The 24150-nt window shown below is 74.7% G+C and carries 22 protein-coding genes; 11 read left to right on the top strand and 11 right to left on the bottom strand.

The window, feature by feature from the left end; all coding sequences use genetic code 11:
* Positions 1-70 precede the first annotated feature (70 nt).
* Complete coding sequence (locus ACIF6F_RS08570) at positions 71-1606, top strand: AMP-binding protein (protein ID WP_399943130.1); 1536 nt, start codon at positions 71-73, stop codon at positions 1604-1606.
* Positions 1607-1613: 7 nt separating this feature from the next.
* On the opposite strand, the gene ACIF6F_RS08565 is transcribed toward ACIF6F_RS08570, so the two are convergent.
* A complete protein-coding gene (locus tag ACIF6F_RS08565; protein WP_399943127.1) occupies positions 1614-2453 on the bottom strand; it encodes a hypothetical protein in 840 nt (279 codons plus the stop codon).
* A gap of 326 nt (positions 2454-2779) precedes the next feature.
* Between ACIF6F_RS08565 and ACIF6F_RS08560 the strand changes: the two genes are divergently transcribed.
* On the top strand, positions 2780-3217 hold the full coding sequence (locus ACIF6F_RS08560) for an OsmC family protein (protein ID WP_399943125.1): 438 nt from the start codon (positions 2780-2782) through the stop codon (positions 3215-3217).
* A 173-nt stretch (positions 3218-3390) separates the two neighbouring features.
* Here the strand turns inward: ACIF6F_RS08560 and ACIF6F_RS08555 are convergent, their stop codons facing one another.
* Both ACIF6F_RS08555 and ACIF6F_RS08550 read right to left on the bottom strand, forming a co-directional pair.
* Positions 3391-4608: an FAD-dependent monooxygenase gene (locus ACIF6F_RS08555; protein ID WP_399943122.1), complete on the bottom strand. Its 1218-nt coding sequence runs from the start codon at positions 4606-4608 to the stop codon at positions 3391-3393.
* Positions 4605-5210 carry a chorismate pyruvate-lyase family protein gene (locus ACIF6F_RS08550; protein ID WP_399943120.1) on the bottom strand — a complete coding sequence of 202 codons (606 nt, stop codon included), beginning with the start codon at positions 5208-5210 and terminating at the stop codon, positions 4605-4607. The genes ACIF6F_RS08555 and ACIF6F_RS08550 overlap by 4 nt, the downstream gene beginning before the upstream one ends.
* A gap of 413 nt (positions 5211-5623) precedes the next feature.
* Here ACIF6F_RS08550 and ACIF6F_RS08545 point away from each other — a divergent pair, with 413 nt between their 5' ends.
* Positions 5624-6715, top strand: coding sequence for a PP2C family protein-serine/threonine phosphatase (locus ACIF6F_RS08545; RefSeq protein WP_399943117.1), 1092 nt, complete (start codon positions 5624-5626; stop codon positions 6713-6715).
* A 93-nt stretch (positions 6716-6808) separates the two neighbouring features.
* On the opposite strand, the gene ACIF6F_RS08540 is transcribed toward ACIF6F_RS08545, so the two are convergent.
* From ACIF6F_RS08540 to ACIF6F_RS08530, 3 genes are all read right to left on the bottom strand, one after another.
* Positions 6809-7864 carry an RNA ligase family protein gene (locus ACIF6F_RS08540; RefSeq protein ID WP_399943114.1) on the bottom strand — a complete coding sequence of 352 codons (1056 nt, stop codon included), beginning with the start codon at positions 7862-7864 and terminating at the stop codon, positions 6809-6811.
* Positions 7861-8838, bottom strand: coding sequence for an MBL fold metallo-hydrolase (locus ACIF6F_RS08535; RefSeq protein WP_399943112.1), 978 nt, complete (start codon positions 8836-8838; stop codon positions 7861-7863). Before ACIF6F_RS08535 ends, ACIF6F_RS08540 begins: the two co-directional genes overlap by 4 nt.
* Positions 8839-8944: 106 nt before the next feature.
* Complete coding sequence (locus ACIF6F_RS08530) at positions 8945-9289, bottom strand: hypothetical protein (RefSeq protein ID WP_399943109.1); 345 nt, start codon at positions 9287-9289, stop codon at positions 8945-8947.
* 228 nt (positions 9290-9517) lie between these two features.
* On the opposite strand from ACIF6F_RS08530, the gene ACIF6F_RS08525 reads away from it, so the two are divergent.
* Positions 9518-11830 (top strand): bifunctional serine/threonine-protein kinase/ABC transporter substrate-binding protein, encoded by a 2313-nt coding sequence (locus tag ACIF6F_RS08525; protein ID WP_399943107.1) that lies wholly within the window; start codon positions 9518-9520, stop codon positions 11828-11830.
* 76 nt (positions 11831-11906) lie between these two features.
* On the opposite strand, the gene ACIF6F_RS08520 is transcribed toward ACIF6F_RS08525, so the two are convergent.
* Positions 11907-12551, bottom strand: coding sequence for a dihydrofolate reductase family protein (locus tag ACIF6F_RS08520; RefSeq protein WP_399943105.1), 645 nt, complete (start codon positions 12549-12551; stop codon positions 11907-11909).
* A 245-nt stretch (positions 12552-12796) separates the two neighbouring features.
* Between ACIF6F_RS08520 and ACIF6F_RS08515 the strand changes: the two genes are divergently transcribed.
* Together ACIF6F_RS08515 and ACIF6F_RS08510 are read left to right on the top strand one after the other, a co-directional pair.
* Positions 12797-13528 carry an SDR family NAD(P)-dependent oxidoreductase gene (locus ACIF6F_RS08515; protein WP_399943103.1) on the top strand — a complete coding sequence of 244 codons (732 nt, stop codon included), beginning with the start codon at positions 12797-12799 and terminating at the stop codon, positions 13526-13528.
* A 195-nt stretch (positions 13529-13723) separates the two neighbouring features.
* Entirely contained in the window at positions 13724-14563 is an 840-nt protein-coding gene (locus ACIF6F_RS08510; RefSeq protein ID WP_399943101.1) for a class II glutamine amidotransferase, read from the top strand.
* A 41-nt stretch (positions 14564-14604) separates the two neighbouring features.
* Here ACIF6F_RS08510 and ACIF6F_RS08505 read toward each other — a convergent pair whose 3' ends face one another.
* Positions 14605-14997, bottom strand: a complete 393-nt coding sequence (locus ACIF6F_RS08505) for an amphi-Trp domain-containing protein (RefSeq protein WP_399943098.1) — start codon at positions 14995-14997, stop codon at positions 14605-14607.
* Positions 14998-15253: 256 nt separating this feature from the next.
* Between ACIF6F_RS08505 and ACIF6F_RS08500 the strand changes: the two genes are divergently transcribed.
* The 4 genes from ACIF6F_RS08500 to ACIF6F_RS08485 all read left to right on the top strand — a co-directional run bounded on the left by ACIF6F_RS08500 (position 15254) and on the right by ACIF6F_RS08485 (position 19181).
* Complete coding sequence (locus ACIF6F_RS08500) at positions 15254-15583, top strand: hypothetical protein (protein ID WP_399943096.1); 330 nt, start codon at positions 15254-15256, stop codon at positions 15581-15583.
* Entirely contained in the window at positions 15580-15894 is a 315-nt protein-coding gene (locus ACIF6F_RS08495; RefSeq protein ID WP_399943094.1) for a calcium-binding protein, read from the top strand. Before ACIF6F_RS08500 ends, ACIF6F_RS08495 begins: the two co-directional genes overlap by 4 nt.
* Positions 15895-15988: 94 nt before the next feature.
* On the top strand, positions 15989-17200 hold the full coding sequence (locus tag ACIF6F_RS08490; RefSeq protein ID WP_399943091.1) for a 4-hydroxybenzoate 3-monooxygenase: 1212 nt from the start codon (positions 15989-15991) through the stop codon (positions 17198-17200).
* 172 nt (positions 17201-17372) lie between these two features.
* On the top strand, positions 17373-19181 hold the full coding sequence (locus ACIF6F_RS08485) for a methyltransferase (RefSeq protein WP_399943089.1): 1809 nt from the start codon (positions 17373-17375) through the stop codon (positions 19179-19181).
* A 13-nt stretch (positions 19182-19194) separates the two neighbouring features.
* Here the strand turns inward: ACIF6F_RS08485 and ACIF6F_RS08480 are convergent, their stop codons facing one another.
* The 3 genes from ACIF6F_RS08480 to ACIF6F_RS08470 form a co-directional block, all read right to left on the bottom strand.
* Positions 19195-20364, bottom strand: a complete 1170-nt coding sequence (locus ACIF6F_RS08480) for an RNA polymerase sigma factor (protein ID WP_399943477.1) — start codon at positions 20362-20364, stop codon at positions 19195-19197.
* An 8-nt stretch (positions 20365-20372) separates the two neighbouring features.
* On the bottom strand, positions 20373-20780 hold the full coding sequence (locus ACIF6F_RS08475) for a YciI family protein (protein WP_399943086.1): 408 nt from the start codon (positions 20778-20780) through the stop codon (positions 20373-20375).
* 116 nt (positions 20781-20896) lie between these two features.
* Positions 20897-22174, bottom strand: coding sequence for a chloride channel protein (locus ACIF6F_RS08470; protein ID WP_399943083.1), 1278 nt, complete (start codon positions 22172-22174; stop codon positions 20897-20899).
* Between the two features lie 309 nt (positions 22175-22483).
* Here ACIF6F_RS08470 and ACIF6F_RS08465 point away from each other — a divergent pair, with 309 nt between their 5' ends.
* Positions 22484-24079: a lipase family alpha/beta hydrolase gene (locus tag ACIF6F_RS08465; protein ID WP_399943081.1), complete on the top strand. Its 1596-nt coding sequence runs from the start codon at positions 22484-22486 to the stop codon at positions 24077-24079.
* The last annotated feature ends 71 nt before the right edge of the window (positions 24080-24150 follow it).

The raw sequence follows: 24150 nt of genomic DNA, 5'->3' as shown, positions 1-24150 counted from the left end.
CGCAGGGCTTGTCCGGACGACCGGTGACCCGGCCGGCGGTCCCGGCCGGTGCGGCGGCGGGGTGCGGGCGGTGACCCCCGGGTTCACGCCGTACGCCGCGGCCGTACTGGAGAGGCTGTCGGCGACGCCGGAGCGCACCGTGCTGACGGCGGCCGACGGAAGGCGCATCACGGCGCGCGAGTTCCACGGGACCACCTGCCGGCTGGCCGGGGAGCTCGCCGCGCACGGCGCCGGGCGGGGCCTGACCGTGACCCTGCTGACCGGCAACACGCCCGAGGGGCTCAGTGCCCGCTACGCCGCGAGCCTCACCGGTGCCCGGGTCGTCGGCCTTCACGACGGCATGGGCCCGCAGGCGATGGCCGCCGTCGTGCGCGGCGCGGAGACCCGGATGCTGCTCGTCGACGCGGGGCGGCAGGAAGCCGCCCGGCGGTTGCTGCCGCTGGTCGACGTGTCGGCCGTGCTGGGGCTGGGCCCGGGGCCGGCGGGCCCGGACGTGCTGGCCGCCTCCGCCCGGCAGCCGGCCGGGATCCCGGAGGTGCGGATCGGTCCCGACGACGACCTCGCCATCCGCCACACGGGCGGCACCACGGGCCTGCCCAAGGGGATCCTCAGCCTGCACGGGCCGTACCGGAGGGCCCTGGACTCGCCGCTCGCCGAGGACGGCCCGTCCCGCTTCCTGGCCTGTACGCCGCTGGCCCACCTCGCCGGCTTCTACGCCGACCTCCACCTGTACCGGGGCGGTTCGGTCGTGCTGCGGAACGGCTTCGAGGCGGGCGATGTCCTCGCGGCCGTCGAACGCGAGCGGATCACCCACACCTGGCTGCTGCCGCCGCTGCTCCACCAGCTCCTCGACCATCCCTCCCTGGCCGGGACGGACGTGTCCAGCCTGCGCCGGATCCTGTACGGCGGGTGCACCGCCTCGGCGCGCCGGCTGCGCGAGGCGCTGGAGGTCTTCGGTCCCGTCCTGACGGGCGGGTACGGGCAGTCGGAGGCGCAGAGCATCACCGCGCTCGCCCCGCACGAGCACACGCACACCGGGGCGGGCGGCCGGATCACCGTGGGCCGGGCCCTGCCCGGCGTCGAGATCGCCATCCGCGACCCGGCCGGCCAGGACCTGCCGCCCGGCCGGGAGGGCGAGATCCAGGTGCGCTCGGCGGGCGTCATGCGCGGCTACTGGAAGCAGCCGGAGCTGACCGCCCGGGTCCTGCGCGACGGCTGGCTGCGCACCGGGGACGTCGGGTACCTCGACGACGACGGCTACCTGTACCTCGTCGACCGGCTCTCGGACGTGATCATCGTGCCCGGCGGGCACGTGTACCCGTCCGAGGTGGAGGAGGTACTCCTGGCCCACCCCTCCGTGGCCCAGTGCGCGGTGTTCGGTGCCCGCGACGCGGACGAGGCGGAGCACGTGCACGCCGCCGTCGTCCTCGCCCCGGGCCCTCGGGCCGATCCCGCGGAACTGCGGCAGTTCGTCGCCGAGCGCACGGGCGCGGTGCACGCCCCCGCGTTCCTGCACGCCGTCCCCCGCCTCCCCCTCACGCCGGCGGGCAAACCCGACAGGAACCGGCTCCGCGAGGAACTGGCGGGAGGCGCCGCGGCCGGCTGATCCCGGGTCAGCGGGTGCGTACGGCGGTGATGGTGAAGCGCTCGACCTCCGCGAGGTGGCCGCCGGTCGAGGCCACCACGGTCAGGACCGGATCGGTCGGGCGGGTGTAGGAGACGGTGGCGTTCCACGGGGTGCCGGAGCCCCCGGCGGGGGTGCAGCAGGCGGTGCCGAGGGGACGCGGCGACGACGGCTGGCGCACCTCCACCCTGATGCTCTCGTCCACTCCCGTGATCCGTCCGCCCGCCCTGAGCGGGGAGGACGCCCGGGAGCCGTACGCGGGCAGGGTCAGGGAGAACGTGGTGTCGTCGGTGCCGACGACCTCCCAGGGGGCGTCCGCCCCGGTGCCGTACCGCACCAGGTGGATGACCGCGGCGGTGCCGCGGCGCGCCTCCTCGGGGTTTCCCAGGCCCACGCCGATCCGGGCGTGCCGGCCGCTGACGGAGCGTGAGGAGACGCGGTCGATCTCCCGGAAGCCCAGGTAGCCCCGGACGAAGGAGAGGGCGGTCTGTTCGGCGTCCAGGTGCCAGGGCTGGTGGCCGCCCTCGCGGTGGGAGCGCTGCCAGCCCTGCGCCTGCGCGAGCGTGGTGAACGGCCAGACCGGTTGCAGCCCCGGTCCCAGGGCCGGTTCGGCGGCCCCGGGCGCCGCCGTGGCGGGGGCGTGGGAGGGGCTGGCCGGCGGTGGGGTTGCCGTACCGGGTCCGGAGGGGGTACGCGGGGTGGCGGGGGGCGCGCTGGTCGGCGCCGGGGTCTCCGGGGTGCCGCCGCAGCCGGTGAGCAGCAGCCCGGCCGCCGCGGCGGCGGCCACGAGGAGGTGGAGGGGACGGGTGGGCCGGAGCCGAAGGTTCACGGGGACTCCAGGACGGTGACTCCGGGCGGGCACACCCCCACGTTGGCGGGTGCCGCCGGTGGACACATGCTCCCACCGCGCCGGTCCTCTGGGAAGCCGCGGTGTCCGGTCCGGTGACGGGCTCCGCCGCCGGTGTGGCACGTGGAGGGTGCCCGATGGCCCCGACCGGGCTCTCTGCCTCCGCACCGCGGAGCCCGGCAGCCCGGCAGGCCGTCCGCACATGCACTGCGCCTGCCGGGCGGCCGGTCGGCGCGGGACTCGCGCGGGCCGTGACGCGGGGCGGCAGGGGCGGGCGCGGAGGCGGGGGGCGGGTTAACGTCAGGTCCATGACTACCGACTCCGAATCCCTCCGCTCCGTGACCGTCGAGCGGACCGGCCCCGGCCGGTTCACCGCGACCAACTCGCGCGGCGAAAAGCTCACCTTCGGCACCGGCTCCGGAGACGGCTTCACCCCGGTGGAGCTCTTCCTCGCGGCGATCGCCGGATGTTCCGCTGCGGACGTGGACGCCGCGACCGGCCGGCATGCGGAACCCAGCACGTTCTCGCTCGTCGCCAGCGGCCACAAGGTCCAGGACGACGGCGGCAACGCCATGACGGACCTGGAGGTCGCGTTCGCGGTCGCCTTCCCCGAGGGCGAGGGCGGCGACCGTGCCCGGGCGATCCTGCCGCGCGCCGTGAAGACCTCGCACGACAGGCTCTGCACGGTGAGCCGGACCGTGGAGGCGGGGACGCCGGTCTCCGTGAAGGTCGTCGACACGGACTGAGCGCGGCCGGGCCGGACGCGTGCTCGCGTGGCGCGTGGCCGGGCCTGACGCGCGCGCACGTACGGTGTGCGTCCGGCCGGACGCACACGCTCGTACGGTGCGCGTCCCGGCCGGTGCGGCCCGCGTGCCGGAGCCCCCGTTCTCCCCGGGCTCCGGCACTGCGGGCGGCCGTCCTACGGGGCTGCCGCGGGTGCCGGCCCCGTGTGCAGGCGGCCCGCGCCGCCGTAGGCGCGGGCGAACGTCTCGCCCTCCGGGCCGGGCGCGGCCAGGCGGGTGAGCCGCTCCCGGCGCAGCCTCAGGCCGAAGGCGGACTCCGCCGCACCGCCCGGCGGGAGGTGCATCAGGTCCAGCAGCCGGTCGGAGAACTCCTGCGTCGTCCAGGCGGCCTCGTGGCGACGCGCCTGGTAGCCCGCGAGCGTCTGCGCGTCGCCGTCGAGGTGGTACCGCAGCAGGCTGTCGGCGAGGTCGGCGACGTCGGCCACCGCGAGGTTGAGTCCCTTGGCGCCCGAGGGGGTCAGGACATGGGCCGCGTCGCCCGCCAGCAGCAGCGGGCCGGCCTGTACGTGGTGCCGGACGCGGCCGCGCAGCCGTAGCATGCCGACCTCGGTCAGCGCGCCCAACTCCGGGTCCCCCGCCTCGGCCTGCAGCCCCAGCCGGAGCGCCAGCTGTTCGCGGATCCGCGACTCGGGCCACTGCGCCGGGTCCGCGTCGGCGGGCACCTGGAGGTAGAAGCGCGCCAGCCGGGACGTCCGCGGCATCATCCCCGCGAAGCCCGCCTCGTGGAGGGCGTACCGGATGCCCTCGACCGGCCGGTCCACCTCGGCGAGCACGGTCAACCAGTCGTAGGGGTAACGGCGTTCGAGCGCGCCGTCCAGCTCGGCGGGGAACGCGCGGGCGACGGTGCTGCGCGGCCCGTCACAGCCCACGACGTGCTCGGCCTCCAGGACGTCGTCCTCGCACCGGACGAGCGCGACCGGGCCGGAGGTGTCCACGTCGAGGACGGGGCACTCGAACCGCAGGGCGCCGCCCGCCTTCTCGTACGAGGCGATCAGGTCGCGGACCAGCAGCTGCTGCGGGTACACCCAGTGCCCGGCGCCGCCGGACAGCTCGCCGTACGGGATGTGGATCCGCTCGCCCGAGACGGTGAACTCGCACCATCCGTGGCGGCCGCCCTCGGCCAGCAGACGGTCGGCGAGGCCCTGTTCACGCAGGTAGTCGACGACGCGGTGCTCGATGAGGCCCGCGCGGGCCTGCTGCTCCAGCTCGGCCCGGCCGAGGCGTTCGCGCACCTCGACCGAGATCCCGGCCCGGTGCAGCACGTTGGCCAGGACGAGTCCGGCTGGGCCGGCGCCGACGACGGCCACCCGTACGCGGCGGCGGGGGGCGCTCACGACCGGCCTGCCAGGGCCGGGACGGACCGGAGGGCGGCGGGCACGACCTCGGGGTTGAACAGCTCGGTCACGGTGGCGAGGGGCTGGTCGCCGTGCCACAGGACGTACGTCTTGAAGGCCGCGGGTTCACCGCCCCAGCTGCCCAGTCCGGCCTCGACTATGGTGCGGCGGTGGCCGGTCCCGGCCTCGCGGAGCAGCCGGCCTATGGTCGCCGAACCGTCGGTGAGGCAGCGTTCCACGGCGTCGGTCAGCCCGCACCGGGCCAGCACCACGTTCCGGGAGAGGTCCACGCCGGCCGACGAGGCCAGAACGGAGCGGCGTTCCAGCAGGACTTCGCCGGGGTCGGCCGCCAGCAGCTCCACCGACTCCGTCGGAGCCTCGTCCGCCCGGACCAGGCGGGTGCTCATCTCGCGCACCGAGACGCCGGCGCCGACCCAGGCCTCCAGGAGGGGGGTGGTGAGGCCGTCGCTGCACAGGAGCAGCCGCGTGGCGGGATCGGCGAAACCGTCGAGTCTCCCGCGGCCCGTCCCGGCGCCCGGGACGGCGGTGCCGTCCGGTGTGGGTACCGGATGCGGAGCGGAACGCGACGTCGGCGGAAACATGAACACCTCGTGGGTCTAGAGGACGGGAGAGACGTGAGAGTCAGGTGTGACGGGGAACCCGACACAGCCGCACCCGGCCGCGCTCCCCCTCAAAGCCCTTGTGAACACGCAGGTTAAAGGCAGTGTGGTTCCCGGAAGGAACGGCCCTGCCGGAGGTCGTCAAGTCCCGTCGGCTGCGGCACGGCGGCCGGACTCGGAGAACCAGGGTGCCGCCGGCCGGGTCCCGCCCCTCGGGGAGGGACCCGCCGGGCGGTCCGGTGCACGGCCCGGTGGGTCAGGACGACCCGGATTTCGATCGCATGTTTGACCAACGAGGGGTTCGGCGGAGATCGTCGCTGGTCAGAGGCCCGAGGGGCGGGGTGTGCGCAGGCGTCGGGGCGCTATGACCCGATTACCTGGATATTCTGTGACATGTGATCGAGTCCGGACGGCCGCGGCACCGTCGGCACCCCGGCCCGGGAACGCTCGTGCGGCTGTCGCCGGTGATCCTGACCGTCGTCATCGCCAGCCTGGCGTACACCACGCCGCCGGAAATGGCCTTCAGCCGCCTCCTGCCCGCGGCGCCGGCCCTGGCCGCCTCCATGTGGCCGGTCCTGCCGACCGTGCTGCTCGGAACGGTCTGCCTCCTCCTGATGATCGGACTCAGCCTGGTCTTCCCGGACCTGGGCACGTGGTGGACGGCCGCGGGGATCATCGCGGTCACCGTGGCAGCGGCGTACGGCAGCCACGTACGGCTCCAGCGCGAGCGCACCCTGTTCCAGGTGCGGCTCGTCGCGGACGCGGCGCAGCAGGTGGTGCTGAGCCCGATGCCGCGCCGGATCGGGAACGTCGAGATCGAGTCGCTGTACCTCGCCGCCGCGGCGGAGGCGCGGATCGGCGGGGACTTCTACGAGGTGGTCGACACGCCGTACGGGGTACGGCTGCTCATCGGCGACGTGCGGGGCAAGGGCCTGCCCGCGGTGGGGGCCGCGGCGGCGATCGTCAACGCCTTCCGGGAAGCGGCTTTCGGCGAGGCCGGCATGGTCGACGTCGCGCGCAGGCTGGACGCCAGCAGCATGCGCTACAACTCCGCCTTTCCTCCCGAGGGGCCGATGGAGCGCTTCGCCACCGCCCTGCTCGCCGAGATCCCGCACGGGGGCGGGCGCATCGACATCCTCAACTGCGGCCATCCCCCGCCGCTGCTCCTGCGTCCCGGCGGGGTCCGCATCCTCCAGTCCGCCACCCCCTCCCCGCTGCTGAGCCTCGCGGAGCTGATAGGCGATCACTACAACGTCGACTCCTTCGACTTCTGTCCCGGCGACGTACTGCTGCTCTACACGGACGGGATCGCCGAGGCCCGCGCCCGCGACGGGGAGTTCTTCCCGCTGGCGGCCTGGATGGGCAGGCAGCCCCCGACGCCGCCGCGCGAACTCCTCGCGGCCCTCCACCGCGACCTCCTCCGCTACAGCCGGGGCCGTCTGGACGACGACATCGCCGCCCTGGCCGTCCGCCTGGACGAACACTGATCTCCCTTCCCGGGTCCGTCTCGGCCGCGCAGGCCCGCACGGTGCTGCGCAGCCGGACCGGCCGCCGTGAGTGCGCCCCGGCCGGGTGGCAGGTCAGCGGTTGCGGCGGGCGGGGGTGCGGCGGTCGGCCAGTTCGAAGCGGGCGAGTGCCAGGGCTCCGGCCCGGACGGCCTCGTGCAGTGCCGGGGCCAGGCCGTCCTCCAGGCCGCCGAGGGCCGCCGTGATCTCCTCGACCACGTCCTGCGCGATCTCGGCGGCCAGCTGCTCGGCGGGGACGCGCGGGCCGAGTTTGCTCACGGCGGCCGCCGCGCGGTTCGGGGTGAGGAGCGCGGTGACCTCGCCGAGGAGCCAGCCCGGCACGCCCGCCGCACCGCCGGACGGGGCGCGGTAGGGGCGGGCACCGTCGTAGCGTGCGTCTTCGGCGAAGGCGGGGTGCTTGAGCTTGGCCACGGGCCGGGCCGCGGGAGCGGAGGTGCCGGGGGCGGGTGACCACGCCTCGGCCGGCTTGATCACGAGGCCCTCCGCAAGGTTGCCCGACAGCTCGGGCAGCCCCAGCAGCGCCGGTACCCGGGTCGGGAACTCCGGGTTCTCCTCCTGGAGCCGGCCGAGCCGCCCCCGCCCGAGCAGCGGGGCGCAGTGCAGGCCGGCCGCCGCGGCGGCGTGCCGCAGGTCGCGGTCGCCGGCCCAGAGCACACCGTCCGGGGCGTCCGAGGCGCCCGTGACCGCGGCGTCGAAGGGCAGCCAGAGCAGGTCCGGTGCGTACCAGACGCCGGTCTGCACCGGCTCCGCCGCCGGCTCCGGCGGTACGTCGGGGTGCGGGTAGCGGCCGCCCGCCAGTTCGCCGTAGACCGTGACCGGTGCGGCGGGGTCCGCACCGTACCCGCGGCGCAGGGCGTCGGCGCAGCGGCCGGCGGCGACGGCCAGGGCGGGCCAGATCCGGGCCACGCCGAAGAAGTCGTCGAGGGCGCCCTCGCCGAGCAGTTCGCGGCGCTTGGCGGGGCGTACGCCGGTCCCGTCGCAGACGACGGCGAAGTTGGCGCCGTGGACCTTCTCCAGCGCGACCCACTCCCGTACCCCTGCCGACTCGGCCAGGCGGACGCGGGAGGGGATCTTCGGGTACGGCTGCCACCGGCCGTGCCCGCCGCTCACCTGGGGCCGCCGTGCTGGTGCTGTTCGGGCAGCCGGCTCTCGGGGTGGGCCCACAGCAGGACGTTGGCGGGCCGGTCGTCGCCGAAGAAGTCGAGGACGTCCCGGTCCGAGTGGCGCAGGCTGAAGTGGGTGAGGACGAAGAGGGTCTCCGGGTGGGACTCGACCACGGGCCGCAGCCGGTTCCAGACGGTGTGCCCGACGCGGTCGGCCCGCTCCGCCTCGGCGTCGTCCAGGTACGTGCACTCGGTGACGATCACCGGGTAGTCGAAGAGCCAGGGGTTGTCCTCGAAGACGCTGACGTGGGTGTCGCCGAGGAAGGCGAACAGCGGTCTGCGGACCTCGCGTTCGGTCTCGGCTCCCTCCGCGCGGCGCTGGGCGACGAGGCGGCCGAACTCCCCGCCCCTCCCCTGCGCGACGAGCGAGCGGCGGAGTTCCTCGTATTCGGGCAGCAGTGCCTTGCGCCGCTCGGAGAACGCGTAGCCCACGCACGGCACCTTGTGGACGCAGTCGACCACGCGGACGTGGTGCCCGTTGCGGCCGAAGGTGAACTCGTCGCCGCCGCGCACCCCGTGGAGCCGGCAACCGGCGGCCAGGCCCGGGTCGTAGCCGGGGCCGTGGTTCAGCTCGGCCGAGGCCTTGAGGAAGGCCTCCACGTAGGGCACGGCGGCCGTGGGCAGGTGGACGTCGACTCCGCCGGGCCGGGCGGCGAGGTAGTCGAGGTCCTTGGCGTGGTCGTGGTGGGTGTGCGTGAGGAAGACGGTCTCCGGCCGGCGGCCCTCGGCCAGTCCGGCGTCGAGCGCGCAGCGCAGTTCCGGTATGTGGAAGAACGTTTTGTCGTTGGCCCGCGAGTACCCGGTGAGCGTGAGCCCGGTGCCGGGCATCCGCCAGGTCTTCCACTGCCGGAAGGGGTGCCCGGCGTCGAGGAGTTCGGGGTGAGCCGGGTGGGCGGGGGGCCGCGACGGGGCCTGGGTCATCGGTGCCTCCGTCGGACCGGGTGATCGGGTGGGTGCCGATGCTAGCGGGCGGCGCCCTCGACGGCGTGCCGTTTTCGCCCCGTCACGGAGGCCTCGGGCGGGCCGGTCAGACCGTGACGAGCCGGTGGAGCAGGACCCAGGACCCGCCGGCCAGCAGGCCGATGACCCACAGCGCCACGAGCGGCTGCCGCCCGCGCGACAGGGCCCGGACGGTGACGGCGACGCCGACCGCGGCGGCCGGCACCCCCACAGCGGCGAGGGCGACGGCGCTCCAGTACGCCCAGGACTGCTCGCCGAAGAAGCGGAGCAGCGCCAGGGCGGGCGCCAGGAACAGGACCGGCCAGGTGTTGCCGCCGAGGGACGGCTCGCGGGCGGGCCGGGCCGGTCCGGTCCCGTCTCCTGCGTCGTTCCGTCCCACCGGCGCGCTCTCGTCGGCCACCCTGTCCCGCATCGTCCGCCGCTCCCCTGCCCCTGTTGTGTTCGTGTCCGGCAGGGGGGAGGACGCCGGCCTCCAGGTGCGGGTTGCCCGGCCCGGGGGCCGGATTTCCCGGTGGGTCGCGGCTGCGGCGTCGCCGGGATCGGAACGGGTCGCCGCGGGCCGCCCGAGGCCTGGACCCGTAGGCGTGTTCAAGCCAGGCTCCCGTCACCCGATCGGGCCAGCAGGACCTAGAGTGTGCGCGTGAGCGAGCAGAATCCCGAACTCGTCGCCGGCCGGTACGAGCTGGTGGAACGCATCGGACAGGGCGGAATGGGCCGGGTGTGGCGCGGCCTCGACCGGCACCTGTTCGGACGCGAGGTCGCGGTCAAGGAGATCCTTTTCCCGCCGGGCATGGACGACGACGACCGCGCCGCGCTGGTCCGCCGGTTCGTCGGCGAGGCCCGCGCGGCGGTCACGCTCAGCCATCCCGGAATCATCACCATCCATGACGTGGTGGAGCACGACGGTGCCCCTGTCATCGTGATGGAGCTGGTCCGCGGCGAGTCCCTGGCCGCCGCCGTCCGCGCCGGCGGCCGGCTCCCGGTCCGGCGGGTGGCCGAGATCGGTGCCGCCGTGCTCGACGCACTGGCCGAGGCGCACGCGGCGGGGATCGTCCACCGCGACATCAAGCCGGACAACGTGCTGCTGACCAGGGACCGCGTCGTCCTGACCGACTTCGGCATCGCCCACCTCGCGGACGCCACGACCCGGTTGAGCCACAGCGGCAGCGTCATCGGCACGCCGCACTACATGCCGCCCGAGCAGCTGGAGGGGAAGCGCCCCACCCCCGCCAACGACCTGTGGGCGCTGGGAGCGACGCTCTACCACGCGGTCGAGGGGCACCCGCCGTTCGACGCGGAGGGCCTGCACGCCCTCGCCGTGGCGGTCTTCACCCGGCCGCACCGGCCGGCCGTCCACGCCGGCCCGCTGGCGCCCGTACTGGACGCGCTGCTCACCAAGGACCCGGCGCAGCGCGTCGGGGCCGCGGAGGCGGCCGAGATGCTGGCGGCGGTGCTGCGTGCCGCCACGTCCGAGCCCGCCCCGCCCGGCCCTGACGCCCCCGCCGAGGACGGGCCGGTTCCTTCGCGTACGCCGACGGTCCTGGACCCCGGCGCAGCCGACGCGGGTGCGCCGGAGCTCCCCGTGCCCGGCCGGCCGACCGTCCCGCCCGTGACCGTGCCCCCGGCCGAGGAGCCGGTCACGCTCAAGGCGACCCGGCGGATGACGGACGGCGGGCGGGCCTCCGCCCCGCGGCGGCCCCTCGCCCGGCGCGCCGTGGCGACGGCCGCGGTGCTGGCCACGCTCGCCACCGGCTCCGTCCTGGCGTGGACCCTCAACGGTGACGGGGACTCGCCCCGCGGGGGCGGAGCCGCCGGCAAGGGCGCGCCGGCCTCCTCCGCCACGGTGGTGCTCGGCGTGGACGCGCCGCTGAGCGGTGGGATGTCCGCCATGGGCGTCGGGATCAGGAACTCGGCGGAGCTGGCGGCCAGGACCGCCAACGAGACCCGGCACGTCCCCGGTGTGACGTTCGAGATCAAGGCCCTGGACGACGGGGCCGACCCCGCCAAGGGCGCGTCCAACGCCGCCCTCCTCGTGGACGACGAGAAGGTGCTGGGGGTGGTCGGCCCGCTCAACTCCAGCGTCGCCAAGACCATGGTGGCGCCGCTCGTGCGCGCGAACCTGGCCGTCGTGTCACCCGGCAACACCGACCCCGTGCTGACGCTGGGGCCCGACTGGGCGGCCGGCACCACGTCGCGTCCCCATTCCTCGTACTTCCGCACGGTCGCCACGGACGTGGACCAGGGGCCGTTCGCCGCCCGGTACCTGCACGGCGAGGCGAAGAAGTCCAAGGTGTACGCGGTGGACGACGGGAGCGCGCACGGCACCGCCCTCACCTCCGGCCTCACCGCCGAGCTCACCAGGCTGGGCGGGCGCGTGGTCGGCGCCGAGCACGTGGACCCCGCGGAACGCGACTTCGCCGGCCTCGCCTCGAAGGTGCGCTCCTCGGGGGCCGACGCGGTCTACTTCGGCGGCTACTACGACACGGCTGCCGCGCTCTCCCGGCAGCTCAAGCAGGCGGGCGTACGCGTCCCCTTCATGGGCGGCGACGGCATCTACGACCAGCAGTACCTCACCCTGAACCCGGCGGCGGACGGCGACCTCGCGACGAACATCGGCGTGGCCCCCGAGGAATCGACGGCCGGGCAGGACTTCCTCGCCCGGTACCGGAAGGCCGGTTACGCGGAGGGGGCCGGCTGGTACGGGCCGTACGCCTACGACGCGGCCTGGGCCCTCATCGAGGCGGTGAAGTCGGTCGTGGCGGCCCACGGCGGCACCCTTCCGGAGGACGCCCGTGCGAAGCTGCCCCCGGCCGTGGCACGGCTGCGGTTCGACGGCGTCACGGGCCCCGTGGCCTTCGATGCGAGCGGAGACACGGTCAACCGCCGGCTGACCGTGTACGCGGTGAGCGGCAGCCGCTGGACGCACGTGACGAGCGGACCGGCCGCCGGCTGAGGCCCCCGCTTGCGGCCCACCGACGACCGTGCCCCGCGCCGGTGCCGGTGAGGCGGCCGGCGTCCCTGCCGGTGCCTCAGGCGCCGCCCCCGAGCCCGCGGTCCGGTGCGCTCATGTCCCCCGTCGCGGGCGTCCCCTCGGCGAGCCCGTAGCGGAGGTGCACGGCGCCCTTCGGGCCGGCCGCCGGGGGTTCGAGGAGGGTGAGGTTCGTCGGCACCTCGCCGCCGTCGAAGACCTTCTTCCCGACGCCCAGCACGATCGGGTGCACCCAGAGGTCGAGGCGGTCGAAGAGCTTCTCGCGCAGCAGGCTCTGCACCAGGTCCAGGCTGCCGACGACCTTCACGTGCTCGTGCCGGTCACGGATCTCGCGCACCGAGCCCGCCAGGTCCGGCCCGAGCTGCACGGACCCGGCCCAGCTCAGGCCGGGGCGGCCGCGGGAGGCGACGTACTTGGGGATCCGGTTGAAGAGCCTGGCGAACTCGTCGTCCTCGCCGCCCTCCTGGTGCGGCCAGTAGGAGGCGAAGATGTCGTACGTACGCCGCCCGAGCAGGAGGGCGTCCGTGCCTTCGTACGCGGCGGCGATCTGCGCGCCGGACACCTCGTCCAGCAGGGGCGCCTGCCAGCCGCCGAACGGGAACCCGTCGGGGTCCTCGTCGGGGCCGCCGGGTGCCTGCCCGACGAGGTCGAGGGTCGCGAACAGCGCGATGTGGATGAGGCCCATGGTGTGCTCCCGAGACGTTGGTCGTCCTCCATCAAGGCGTAGACCGACGGGGGCGGGCGAACTCATCGCCGCGCCGCCTCCCGGCTTCACCCGGTCGGCCGGAAGAGCCCCGGCTGCCCGGCTGCGGGCCCGCCGGGCGCGGGTGCTGCGTGTTCCTTGACTTCGCCGGGCCGCTGCCCGACCCTCGGCGCACCCGCCCGGCCCGCTGTGCCGGGGGCCCACACGACGCGGAGGACGAGGCAGGCATGGGTCAGCTCGACGGCAAGGTCGCGGTGGTCACGGGTGCTTCGGCCGGCATCGGTCTGGCGATAGCCCGGCGCTTCGTCCGGGAAGGGGCCCGGGTCTTCGCCTGCGGGCGCCGCGAGGCCGAACTCCGCAAAGCTGCCGACGAGTTGGGCGGCGCCGTGACAGCCGTCCCGGGGGACGTGACCCGGGAGTCCGACCTCGCCCGCCTCTACGGGGTGGTGGAGGCTGCGGGAGGCGGCCTCGACGTCCTGGTGGCGAACGCGGGTGGGGGCCGTCCGGCCGCGCTCACCGACGTCACCCGCGACGGGTTCGACGCGACGACGGACCTGAACCTCAAGGCGACCCTGTTCACCGTCCAGGGTGCGCTGCCCCTCCTCGCGGACGGCGCCTCGATCGTCCTGCTGGGCTCGGCGGCCGGCTCCGGCGGGTCCGCGCGCTTCGGCGCCTACGCCGCCGCGAAGGCCGCCGTACGGTCCCTGGCCCGCAGCCTGGCCCTGGAGCTGGCCGGCCGCGGCATCCGGGTCAACACCCTCAGCCCCGGTCCGATCCTCACCCCGTCCCTGGAACGGGCCCCCGCGGGGGCCGTCGAGGAGGCGACGCGCCGGGTCCCGCTCGGCCGCCCCGGCCGGCCCGAGGAGGTCGCGGCCGCCGCGCTGTTCCTCGCCTCGTCGGAAAGCAGCTACGTCACCGGCACCGAGCTCTTCGTGGACGGCGGCGCCCGCCAGGTCTGACCACGGTGCCGGTCCGGGTGGCGGGTGGCGGGTGCGGGCTCGCTCGCCCGCACTGCGGCGCCCCGGCCCACACACCGGCGCCCCGACCGCGCAGCGAGCCGGCCCCGGCGCCGGCGGTTACGCTCGATGGGTGACGTACACGGCAGGGGAGCTCCTGCCCGCGCGGCGCAACGTGCCAGGAAGAGGTGATCGCCCATGTGCCGATGGCTGGCCTACTCGGGTACGCCCGTCCTCCTCGACACCATCCTCTACAAACCCGCGCACTCCCTGATCGACCAGAGCCTCCACTCGCGGCTCGGCGTCGAGACGACCAACGGGGACGGGTTCGGCATCGGCTGGTACGCCCGGGAAGCGGAGCTGGACACACCCGCGATCCTCCGGGATGTCGGCCCGGCCTGGAACAACCGGAACCTGCGGGAGATCGCGCAGCACGTGAAGTCCCCCCTCATGTTCGCCCACATCCGGGCGTCGACGGGCACGGCGGTGCAGCAGACCAACTGCCACCCCTTCCGGCACGGCCGGTGGATGTGGATGCACAACGGCTCCATCGCCGGCTTCCACGGCATGCGCAGGGAACTCAACATGGCGGTCGACCCGGCCCTCTACCTGGAGATGGAGGGGACCACCGACTCCGAGGCGATGTTCTACCTCGCCCTGACCTTCGGCCTGGAGGAGGACCCGCCGGGCGCGGTGGCCCGGATGGTCGGGCTGGTGGAGAAGACCGGCCGGGCGCACGGCGTGGAGAGCCCGATGCAGATGACCGTGGCCGTGACGGACGGCACGACGGTCTGGGCGTTCCGCTACGCCAGCGCGGGCAAGGCGAGGTCGCTTTACTACAGCACGCGGGTGGATTCCCTGCGTGCGCTGCACCCCGACCTCACCTTCCTCCAGGAGGTGTCCGACGAGACCCGGCTCGTGGTGTCGGAGCCGCTCGGCGACCTTCCCGGGGCGTGGAACGAGGTGCCCGAGCACAGCTACGGCGTGGTGCACCCGGGCGCCGACTCGCTCCACCGCTTCGCACCGCTCCCGGTCTGACGCACCGGGCCTTCTTGCGGTGCGCTCCTCGGGCGTCCCTCTCAGGTGCGCTTCGCCGCGGAGCGCCTGGCCCTGGACGGCGCGGTGGCCTTCTTGGTCCTGGCGGCGCCGGTCTGCGTCGGTGTCTGCTTCTGCTTCGCGGGGGCGGCGTCGGACGCCGGCTCCTCGGCCTTGTCCGCCGCCGGGGCGGCTGCGGAGGTCCGGGGCCGGCCGGTGCTCCACTTCAGCTCGATCTCGAGCTCGATCTCGTCGCCGTCCACCTCGATCTCCACCTCGCTGCGGAGTTCGTCGGGGACGCGGAGGCTCAGCACGCCCGAGCCGATCGGGACGTCGGTCTTCCCGCCCTCCCGGAGCGCCTGGGCGAGCGCCGCGAGCTGGTCGGCGGCTTCGACACGGGACAGCGAGCGCTTCTGCTCGAACTTGAGGTCCGACATGGGGTTCCTCCAGGGCGCGGGAGCATCTGACCGACGGGCGACCCCTGCCATGCTCTGCCCCCCGCCGCCGTTCCGCACACCGTGGCCGCGCGGTCGGGCTCCGCCGTCGACGGGGTCCCGCGCCCCGCGCAGCCCGGACGCGGTGGGCCATCCGGTGGAAAGGCCTCCGACACACGACGGGCATCGCGCCCGGGCGGCACGACCTGTGCGGATGCTCGCTTCGAGACCCGCCTCTGGGACGGCCCTCGGGAGCCAGATGAAGTCCGCCCGCTCCGTTCGCCCGGCCGGGCCCCGTACCGGCCGTCCACTGCGGCCCCTGCTCACGGCGGCCGCCCTCCTGGTACTGACCGTGCCCTGTACACCGGCCCGGGCAGCCGCCCCCGCCTGTTTCGGCGTGCCCGCCACGATCACCGGAGCCGGCGTCCTCACGGGCACCCCCGGGAACGACGTCATCATCGGCTCTCCGGGCTCCGACACCATCGACGGCCTCGGCGGCAACGACCTCATCTGCGGTCTTGCGGGGGGCGACGTCCTCCAGGGCGGCACCGGGAACGACTGGATCGACGCGGCGCGGGCAACGACGTGATCCGCGGCGGCACCGGTGGCGACCGCCTCGTCGGTGACAACTGGGCGGGCACCTCGCTCGGGGCCGGGAACGACCGGATCACCGGGCTCGGCGGGAACGACACGCTGTTCGGGGACAACGTCGACCCCACCGGCGCGGCGCCCGCGGGCACGGCCGGTGGACACGACCGGCTCTCGGGCGGCACCGGGAGCGACGCGCTGCATGCCGGCCCCGGGAACGACCTCCTCGACGGCGGGCCGGAGTACGACGCCTGCGACGGCGGAGCGGGCGACAAGGCCGTCGCCTGCGAAACCGTCACGGGAGTTCCGTAGCCGTCCCTGGTGGAAGAATCCTTTTCTCTTGCTGTGGGGCATACGGGTGATCTTGGTCTGGGTGGGTGGGATTCGCTGCCTATGATCCACTGTTGTGACAGAGAGTCAGTACGACCGGGTCGCCCAGGACTCGGCAGATGTGGTCATCCTCGGGGCCGGGCCCGCGGGGCTGGTGCTGGGGAACCTCTTACTTGGGGCCGGGCTCGACTGCGTGGTCCTGGAGCGCGCCGGGCGCGAGCAGATCCAGGCCCGCGCGCGGGCCGGCTTCCTCGCTCCCCACACGGTGCGCGTCCTGGAACGCAACGGCCTCGACGAGGGACTGCGGTTACGCGGACGGCAGCACGGCGTCTGCGAGTTCCGCACCGAGGACGGCAGGTTCCGCCTGGACTACCGCCGGCTCGGCAGCGGCGAGCCGCACACCGTGTACCCCCAGCACGAACTGGTCACCGATCTGCTGTCGTCCTACGTCGGCGCCGGCGGCCGGATCCGCTTCGGGGCGGAGGCCGTCGCCGTGTCCGACGCGGACGGTCCCGCCCCGTCCGTCACGGTACGCGGCGAGGACGGGCGCCCGGAGCGGTGGCGCGGCCGGTACGTCGCCGCCTGCGACGGCCGCCACGGCGCGGGCCGGCGTTCTCTCCCGCCGGGCACCGTGCGCCGCCACCACCGCGACCACGGCGTGTCCTGGCTCGGCCTGCTCGCCGAGGCCCCGCCGAGCATCGACGCCGTCGGGTACGCGGTCCACCCCCGCGGCTTCGCCGGGCACATGGCCCGCTCCGCCGAGGTCACCCGCTACTACCTCCAGGTCCCCCGCGACGCCCGCCCCGACGACTGGGGCGACGACCGCATCTGGGACGAACTCGCCCTGCGCATGCGAGCGGACGAGTACGGTCCGCTGCTGCGCGGCCCCGTCGCGCAGCGCGCCGTCGTCCACCACGAGTCCGACGTGCTCGAACCGCTGCGGCACGGCTCCCTCTTCCTCGTCGGTGACGCCGCAGCCCTGATCAGCCCGTCCGCCGCCAAGGGCGCGAACCTCGCGGTACTGGAGGCGGAGATCCTCGCCCAGGCCCTCACCGCCGCCCTTCTCCAGGGCGATCCCGAGCCGCTGGGCCGCTATTCGGGCCGGTGCCTGGCGCACATCTGGCGGGCGCAGGAGTTCTCCCACTGGATGATCGGCCTGCTGCACGAAGGTCCGGACGCCGACGCGTCCTCGCCCTTCCTGGAGCGTCTGCGGCGCTCCCGCATCGCCTCGCTGCGCGACTCGCGCAGCCGGCAGGACTGGTTCGCGGAGCACTACGTCGGGGTCTGAGCCCCTCCCCCGCCGACCCGTCCCCTCCTTTCTCGCCGCCCGGCGTCCCCGCACCTCGCGGAGCGCGCCGTGGCCGCTCACCGCTGCCTGCCCGGCGGCCCGCGCTGTTCTCCCGCACCCCATTTTCCTCCTTACACGGCTTGTCCCCTTTTCCTCCCTATACGGACGGTGAATGCGTTCCATGGATACCTCCACGATTCCCGCGCCGTCGTCGACGGCGAGCGCCGGCGACGACGCGGCGCGGCTGCGCGCGACGGCCGGATTCGTCCGGGAGCAGGACACCTCCGCCCTGCTGTCGCGGGTACTGCCCGGCCTCGACGGACCCGAACTCCGGGCGCTGACCGACCAGTGCTCCTTCGCGCACGCCGCCGTGCTCGTCTTCCCGCCGGACGAGCCCGCGCTGCGGGCGCAGTTGACCGCGTGCGGCCTGGCGCCGGACGCCAGGCCGCAGCCGAGCGTCGTCGTCCGCCAACGACTGGCCGCCCGTCACCGCCTCGACGCCGCCGATCTTGACGTAAGGATTCTCCGCCCGGTCGTCCACGGTCCGGCGGGCGAGCGGCGGGCGGTCGAGGTCTTCGCGCTGACCACGCCGACCGGTTCGGGCCTGTCCGGCGTCGCCGCCCACGAGCGCGGCGCGGACCACGAGGCGCACCTGGCCTTCGACGTCACCCGGCCCGACCCGCTGGTGCTGCGCGGGCTGCTCGCCAGCTTCGTACGGCACGGGGCCGCGGCCGACGGTGGCGGCTACAACCCGCACGAGGACGGGACGGTGTTCTACTTCACCGCTCCCGCCGGCACGAAGACGACGTACCGGCGGGTGGAGCTCTACGCGGGCGGCGACCACCGCGACGTGCTGTCCGAGCACCTCGCCGGGCGGTACGCGGCACTGCCGGGCGGACGGTCCGGCGAGCCGGCGGCCGGGCGGGCCCACCGCCCGGCCGCCGGGCCCGCCGCGAGGCAACCGGACGTTTCCCAGCCCGCCGAAACGCTGCTGCGGCTGCTCACCGGCGCCTGGACCACGCAGGCCCTGGCCACCTGCGCGCGGCTCCGGCTGCCCGAGGCGATGGACCTCGACACCGCCACCGGCACGGCGGAGTTGGCGCGCACCGTCGGCGCCCACCCGCAGAGCCTGGCGACACTGCTGCGGTACCTCGCCATGCTGGGCGTGGTGTCCGAGGACCAGGACGGCTTCCGGCTCACCCCCGTCGGCGCGCTGCTGGACACGGCGGCGCCCGCCTCGATGCGGCCGCTGGCCCTGATGTACGGCGGCGCCTTCTACCAGTCGTTCGCGCACCTGGCCCACAGCGTGCGCACCGGCCGCCCCGGCTTCGACCACCTCTACGGCGAGAACCACTTCGACTACTTCGCCCGCCATCCCGAACTGGCCGCCCTCTTCGACCGGTCCATGGCGTCGAGCGCCGCCATCTTCGAGCCCCTGCCCGACCACCCCGTCCTCACCGCCGCCGCGGACGCGGCCGCCGCCGGCACCCCCCGTACCGTCGTCGACGTCGCGGGCGGGACGGGCGAACTCCTCGGCCGCATCCTCACCGCCCACCCCTCCCTGCACGGGATCCTGCTGGAGCGCCCCGAGGCCGCCCGGGCGGGCCTGGCGGGCACCACCGCCGCGGGGCGCTGCGCCTTCCGTGCGGGCACGTTCGCCGACGTACCCGCGGGCGGCGACGTATACGTCCTCTCCCGCGTCCTGCACGACTGGGACGACGACCGGTGCCGCAGCATCCTGCGCCACTGTGCCCAGGCCATGCCCGAGCACGCGGACCTCCTCGTGGTCGAACGACTCCTGCCGGAGGACGGCACCCCGTCCCTCGCCACCGCGTGGGACCTGCACATGCTGTGCAACACCGGTGGGAGGGAGCGCACCGCAGGCCACTACGCCCGGCTGCTCGGCGAATCCGGCCTCGAACTCGTCGGCCACACCCCGCTGCCCCTCGGCGCGCACACGCTCCACGCCCGCAGGGCTTAGGGAGCAGGGGCCGTCAGCTGTCACGGCCGCGGTCGTGACGGGCGTCGAGCCGTACGTTGAGCCGGGCGGCCTGGCGGTTCAGGTGGTCGCGCTCGGCGAGGTTCGGCGCCCTGCGGGCCGCCTCGGCGTACAGCCGGGCCGCCGTCACCAGGTCGCCGTCGCGCTCGTGGAGGTACGCCGCCACGGCGGCGTGGCGGGGCAGGGACGCGTCCAGCGCCGCGAGCGCCGCCAGGCCGGCCCGCGGTCCGCCGGCCTCCCCCACGGCGACCGCCCGGTTGAGCCGTACGACCGGGCTGTCGGTCAGGCGCGCGAGTTCGTCGTACCACTCGACGATCTGCACCCAGTCGGTCTCCTCGGCGGTGGGCGCGTCGGCGTGCAGCGCCGCAACGGCGGCCTGGGCCTGGAACTCCCCCAGCCGGTCGCGGGCGAGGGCCCTGCGGAGGATGCCGATGCCCTCGGCGATCAGCGCGGTGTCCCACAGCCCGCGGTCCTGCTCGGCGAGCGGCACCAGGCTGCCGTCGGGTGCGGTCCGGGCTGCGCGCCGGGCGTGGTGGAGCAGCATGAGGGCGAGCAGCCCCGCCACCTCGGGGTGGTCGACCGCGGCCGTGAGCTGCCGGGTGAGCCGGATGGCCTCGGCGGCGAGGTCGACGTCGCCGGAGTAGCCCTCGTTGAAGACCAGGTAGAGGACGCGCAGCACGGTGGCGACGTCACCGGGCCGGTCGAGGCGCACGCCGGCCACCGTGCGCTTGGCCCGGCTGATGCGCTGCGCCATGGTCGCCTCGGGCACCAGGTAGGCCCGGGCGATCTGGCGCGTGGTCAGTCCGCCGACGGCCCGGAGGGTGAGCGCGACGGCGGACGACGGCGTGAGCGACGGATGGGCGCACAGGAAGTAGAGCGCGAGCGTGTCGTCCACCGCGGAGGCGGGTCCGGGCTCCGGCTCCTCGTCGACGAGGTCCTCGCGCCGGCGGCGAGCGGCGTCCGCCCGCACGGCGTCGAGGTACCGGCGCCAGGCCACGGTGACCAGCCAGCCCTTCGCGTCGCGCGGAGGGTCGGCCGGCCAGACGCGCAGCGCCTCGACGAGGGCGTCCTGGACGGCGTCCTCGGCCGCCGCGAAGTCGGCTCCGCGGCGGACGAGGACGGCGAGCACGCCCGGCGTGAGGCTGCGGAGCAGGACCTCGTCCATCGGGGGCGTCACTCGGTGATGGTGGGGGGCTCGGCCAGGAACGGACGCAGTTCGAGCCACTCGTGGATCGGCTTCCCGCCGGCGCCGGGCGCGGCCGACAGCTCTCCGGCCAGCTCGACGGCGCGCTCGTGGCTGTCGACGTCGATCACCATCCAGCCGGCGATGAGGTCCTTGGTCTCGGCGAACGGCCCGTCGGTCACCGGCGGGCGGCCCTCCCCGTCGTAGCGGACCCAGGTCCCCTCGGGGGCGAGGGCCTGGCCGTCGACGAACTCGCCGGTCGCCTCGAGCCGGGCGGCGAAGTCCCTCATGTACGCGATGTGGTCCGAGATCTCCTCGGGCGTCCACCGGTCCATCGGCACGTCGTTGACCGCCGCCGGGGCGCCGCGGTAGTGCTTGAGCAGCAGGTACTTGGCCATCGTGGTTCTCCTCGCTGGTACGACCATTCTGGTCGCGTTCACACCGGGGACGGAGCCGGTCACGGGTTCTCGACATCTCCGGCGGGATTCTCTTCCGGGTTTCGCTCCGGAAGACGTCAGGGGCGTTGCAGCATGCGGTGGCGCAGGGTGTCGTAGAGGGGGGTGCTGTCCAGCCGGGTCGCCGTGAGGGCGGCCGCGAAGCAGGCCAGCAGCAGGGGGATGAGCAGCGGGGCGGACCCGGTCATCTCCAGGACGAGGACGACGCCGGTCAGCGGGGCGCGGACGACGCCGGTGAACAGCGCGGCCATGCCGACGGCGGCGAACGCGGCCGGTCCTGGCGCCCCGGCCGGGAGTACGGGGGCGGCCAGCGACTGGGTCAGGGTGCCCAGGAGGGCGCCGAGGGCCAGCAGCGGGGCGAAGAGTCCGCCGGGGGTGCCGGCGGCGTAGCTCAGGGGCCCGGCCACGAAGCGTACGGCGAAGTAGAGGACCAGGGCGCCGACGGCGGGGAGGTGGCCGGTGAGCAGCCGCTCGCTCAGTTCGTCCCCACCGCCCCCGAGCAGCGGCTCCACGGTCATCAGCGCGCCCACCACGGCTCCGATCGCGGCGGCCTTGGCGACGGGAGGGATCCGGGTGACCCCTTCGACGGCCTCCAGCGCGCGCACCACGAGGGCGCTGTACGCGGGGCCGAGCACCCCGGCGGCGACCCCGAGCAGGAGGAAGAGCGGCATGCTCCAGATGGGCGGGAGGGCCAGGTCCGGCATCGGCAGGACGGGGGCGTCGCCGACCACCAGCCGGCAGCCGAGCGCGGCCGCGACGGTGCCGACCATGGTGAGCAGCACCAGGCGGGGCCGCACGCTGCGGGTGACCTCCTCGCAGACGAACAGCAGGCCGCCCAGCGGTGCCGTGAACGCGGCGGCCAGGCCCGCGCCGGCGAGGGCGGTGTGCAGGATCCGGGTGTCCTCGGGGTCCTGGCGGGTGTGGTGGCCCGCGAGGGCGCCGACGGCGGCGCCCATGTGGACGATCGGCCCTTCGCGGCCGAGGACGAGTCCGGAGCCGATGGCGACGACGCCGCCGGCGAACTTGGCGGGCAGCAGCCACAGGGCGGGTGCGTCGGACTGCCGGCGCCAGACGGCCTCGACGTGCTGGATGCCGCTGCCGGCGGCATACGGGACGCGCCGGGCGATCCCACAGGCGAGGGCGGCGCCGGCGGCGGTGACCAGGACGGGCAGCAGCCGGCCCGCGGGGCCGAGACCGGCACCGGACTCCAGGAGGTCGGCGCGCAGCGCGTCGGCGTGCCCGAGGCACCAGCGGAAGGCGCCGCCGACCAGCCCGACGAGGACGCCGCCGAGGGCCGCGACGACGAAGGCACGGGCACCGATCCGCCGTCCGGGCATCCATCGCCTCCTGCGTTCCGTGCGGGCCCCGGTCCGGGACGGCCAGGCCCCGAGCCTGGACCCGGCGGGGGCCCGGGGCGGCGCGCCTCACCGAGGGAAGGGCACAGGCGCCCCGAGCGGGTGAAGGCGGGAAGGGGTGGCGCCGGGTGGCAGTGGCGGCATCCGGCGGCACGAGGGCACGGGCCGCGACGCGACACGCCTGTGGAAACGATAATGCCCCGGCCCTCCCGGGAGGCTCGCGCACAGTGATGCCCGTCCGTGCGGCCGGCGGCCGCGCCACGCGTGCACCGAACACCCGGGGTGGTCCCGATGACAAACCGTCCTCGCCCACTGATCCTGATCCGCGGCTTCGGAGGCCCGGACCTGCAGGACGAGCAGAGGAACGTCTACCAGGGCTTCAACGACGGCACTTGCTATCCCGGCCGCCGCGGCGAGAGCTACCTCTACGAGGGCTTCGTGCTGCGGTGCCTCAAGTCGGCCCGGCACCCGTACCGGGACGCCACCAACGTCGTCGGCTACTACAAGCAGGAGCAGAAGCCGTTCCCTGACACCGAGGGCTGGCCCGAGGACCTGCTGCGCGGCAGCGTGATCGTCGACGTGCCCATGGCGCGCTCGGTCCTCGCGCAGGGGGTCGCCGGGACCATGTGGGTGTACCGCTTCTACGACCTGGTCCCCCGGACGCTGGAGCGCTACGGCGAGGGACTCGTCAAGCTGCTGAAGATCATCGAGGAGGGCGCGCGCCGGGCCGGCGAGGAGTTCACCGGCGTGGACGTCGTCGCGCACAGCATGGGCGGGCTGGTGCTCCGCGCGGCGCTGACCCGGCTGGGCGGGCGGAGCGAGGACCTCATCCACCGGATCGTCACCCTGGGCACGCCGCACCGGGGCATCGCCTTCCAGCTCCTGCCCGCGGCCCTGGCCCGGAGCCTGCCGCTCGGCGTCGCCGACGAGATCGCCGCGTTCGACCCGCGCCGCACGGACATCCTCGGCATCCCCTTTCCCGCGCACCGGATCCTGACCGTGGTCGGCACCAACTACGAGCAGTACGCCAACGGGTTCGCGAATCTGGGCAACCGGCTCTCCACCCTGATCGACGAGGGCACCCTGGCCTACAACCGCAGTGACGGACTGGTCAAGCACGCCTCCGCGCAGATCCCGGGGGCGCCGCGCACGTTCGTCAACAAGTGCCACGGCGGCCAGGACTCGCTCGTCACCTCGCGCGAGGCGTACGAGATCGCGATGCGCTTCTTCCACGGCACACACCGCGTCCGGCTGCGGCTGGCGCGGGCCGAGGTGAAACGCGGACACGACATCTTCGGGAAGAGCGAGTTCTTCTTCGGGGTCTCGATCAAGCCCCGGTACGTCGACTTCGAGCTGTTCCACCAGAGCAAGGAGGCCGAGAACTGCTACGGCCCGTTCCACACCGACGACTTCTCCGACCCGCTCCCCGACCTCGCCACGGAGCTGTCCCGCCCGCTGTCGGAGTCCGGTGACGCCACGACCGGCTGGGCCGGTCCCGGCCGGCTGGTCTGGGAGGGGTGGGTGGACGCCTCCGCCAAGCCGGCGGGCGCCCTGGACCACAGCCTGGTGCTGCGCCTGGAGGTGTACGTCGGCGAGCGGGACTCGTTCGGAGTGGGCTTCTCCGACAACCTGGTCTTCGGCAAGCAGTACTACGTGCAGGCCGTGTCCGAGGCCGACGGGACGCCGTCGCTCTACCTCCACACCGGCGAGACGTTCCTCGGTCCCGACATCACGCCCGCGATGGTGGCCGCCGCCGCGGCGGCGGAGGGCGCGGAGGTGCAGCGGATGGCGCCGGGCGCCGGGGGCGCGCCCGGCACGTGGACGTTCCACGTCGCGGGCACCGGGTTCGAGGCCGATCTGGAGGTGTCCCTGGAGCGGGAGGCGTAGCCGGGGAAGGTGGTGCGCGGCGGTGTCGTCACCCGGGTCCCCGTCGCGGCGTCGCGGAGAGGGCGTACGGG

It is taken from the genome of Streptomyces sp. NPDC086023, assembly GCF_044540325.1.
Lineage (GTDB): Bacteria > Actinomycetota > Actinomycetes > Streptomycetales > Streptomycetaceae > Streptomyces.
The sequence above is the reverse complement of the archived record's forward strand: the minus strand, read 5'-3'. Positions and strand labels throughout refer to the sequence as shown.

What these genes read in the sequence shown, in the direction of transcription:
- ACIF6F_RS08560 (WP_399943125.1), top strand. Translation starts at nt 2,780, where the DNA reads ATGACTACCGACTCCGAATCCCTCCGCTCCGTGACCGTCGAGCGGACC.
- ACIF6F_RS08550 (WP_399943120.1), bottom strand. Translation starts at nt 5,210, where the DNA reads ATGTTTCCGCCGACGTCGCGTTCCGCTCCGCATCCGGTACCCACACCG.
- ACIF6F_RS08535 (WP_399943112.1), bottom strand. Translation starts at nt 8,838, where the DNA reads ATGACCCAGGCCCCGTCGCGGCCCCCCGCCCACCCGGCTCACCCCGAA.
- ACIF6F_RS08530 (WP_399943109.1), bottom strand. Translation starts at nt 9,289, where the DNA reads ATGCGGGACAGGGTGGCCGACGAGAGCGCGCCGGTGGGACGGAACGAC.
- ACIF6F_RS08520 (WP_399943105.1), bottom strand. Translation starts at nt 12,551, where the DNA reads ATGGGCCTCATCCACATCGCGCTGTTCGCGACCCTCGACCTCGTCGGG.
- ACIF6F_RS08515 (WP_399943103.1), top strand. Translation starts at nt 12,797, where the DNA reads ATGGGTCAGCTCGACGGCAAGGTCGCGGTGGTCACGGGTGCTTCGGCC.
- ACIF6F_RS08510 (WP_399943101.1), top strand. Translation starts at nt 13,724, where the DNA reads ATGTGCCGATGGCTGGCCTACTCGGGTACGCCCGTCCTCCTCGACACC.
- ACIF6F_RS08505 (WP_399943098.1), bottom strand. Translation starts at nt 14,997, where the DNA reads ATGTCGGACCTCAAGTTCGAGCAGAAGCGCTCGCTGTCCCGTGTCGAA.
- ACIF6F_RS08500 (WP_399943096.1), top strand. Translation starts at nt 15,254, where the DNA reads ATGAAGTCCGCCCGCTCCGTTCGCCCGGCCGGGCCCCGTACCGGCCGT.
- ACIF6F_RS08485 (WP_399943089.1), top strand. Translation starts at nt 17,373, where the DNA reads ATGCGTTCCATGGATACCTCCACGATTCCCGCGCCGTCGTCGACGGCG.
- ACIF6F_RS08480 (WP_399943477.1), bottom strand. Translation starts at nt 20,364, where the DNA reads ATGGACGAGGTCCTGCTCCGCAGCCTCACGCCGGGCGTGCTCGCCGTC.
- ACIF6F_RS08475 (WP_399943086.1), bottom strand. Translation starts at nt 20,780, where the DNA reads ATGGCCAAGTACCTGCTGCTCAAGCACTACCGCGGCGCCCCGGCGGCG.
- ACIF6F_RS08470 (WP_399943083.1), bottom strand. Translation starts at nt 22,174, where the DNA reads ATGCCCGGACGGCGGATCGGTGCCCGTGCCTTCGTCGTCGCGGCCCTC.
- ACIF6F_RS08465 (WP_399943081.1), top strand. Translation starts at nt 22,484, where the DNA reads ATGACAAACCGTCCTCGCCCACTGATCCTGATCCGCGGCTTCGGAGGC.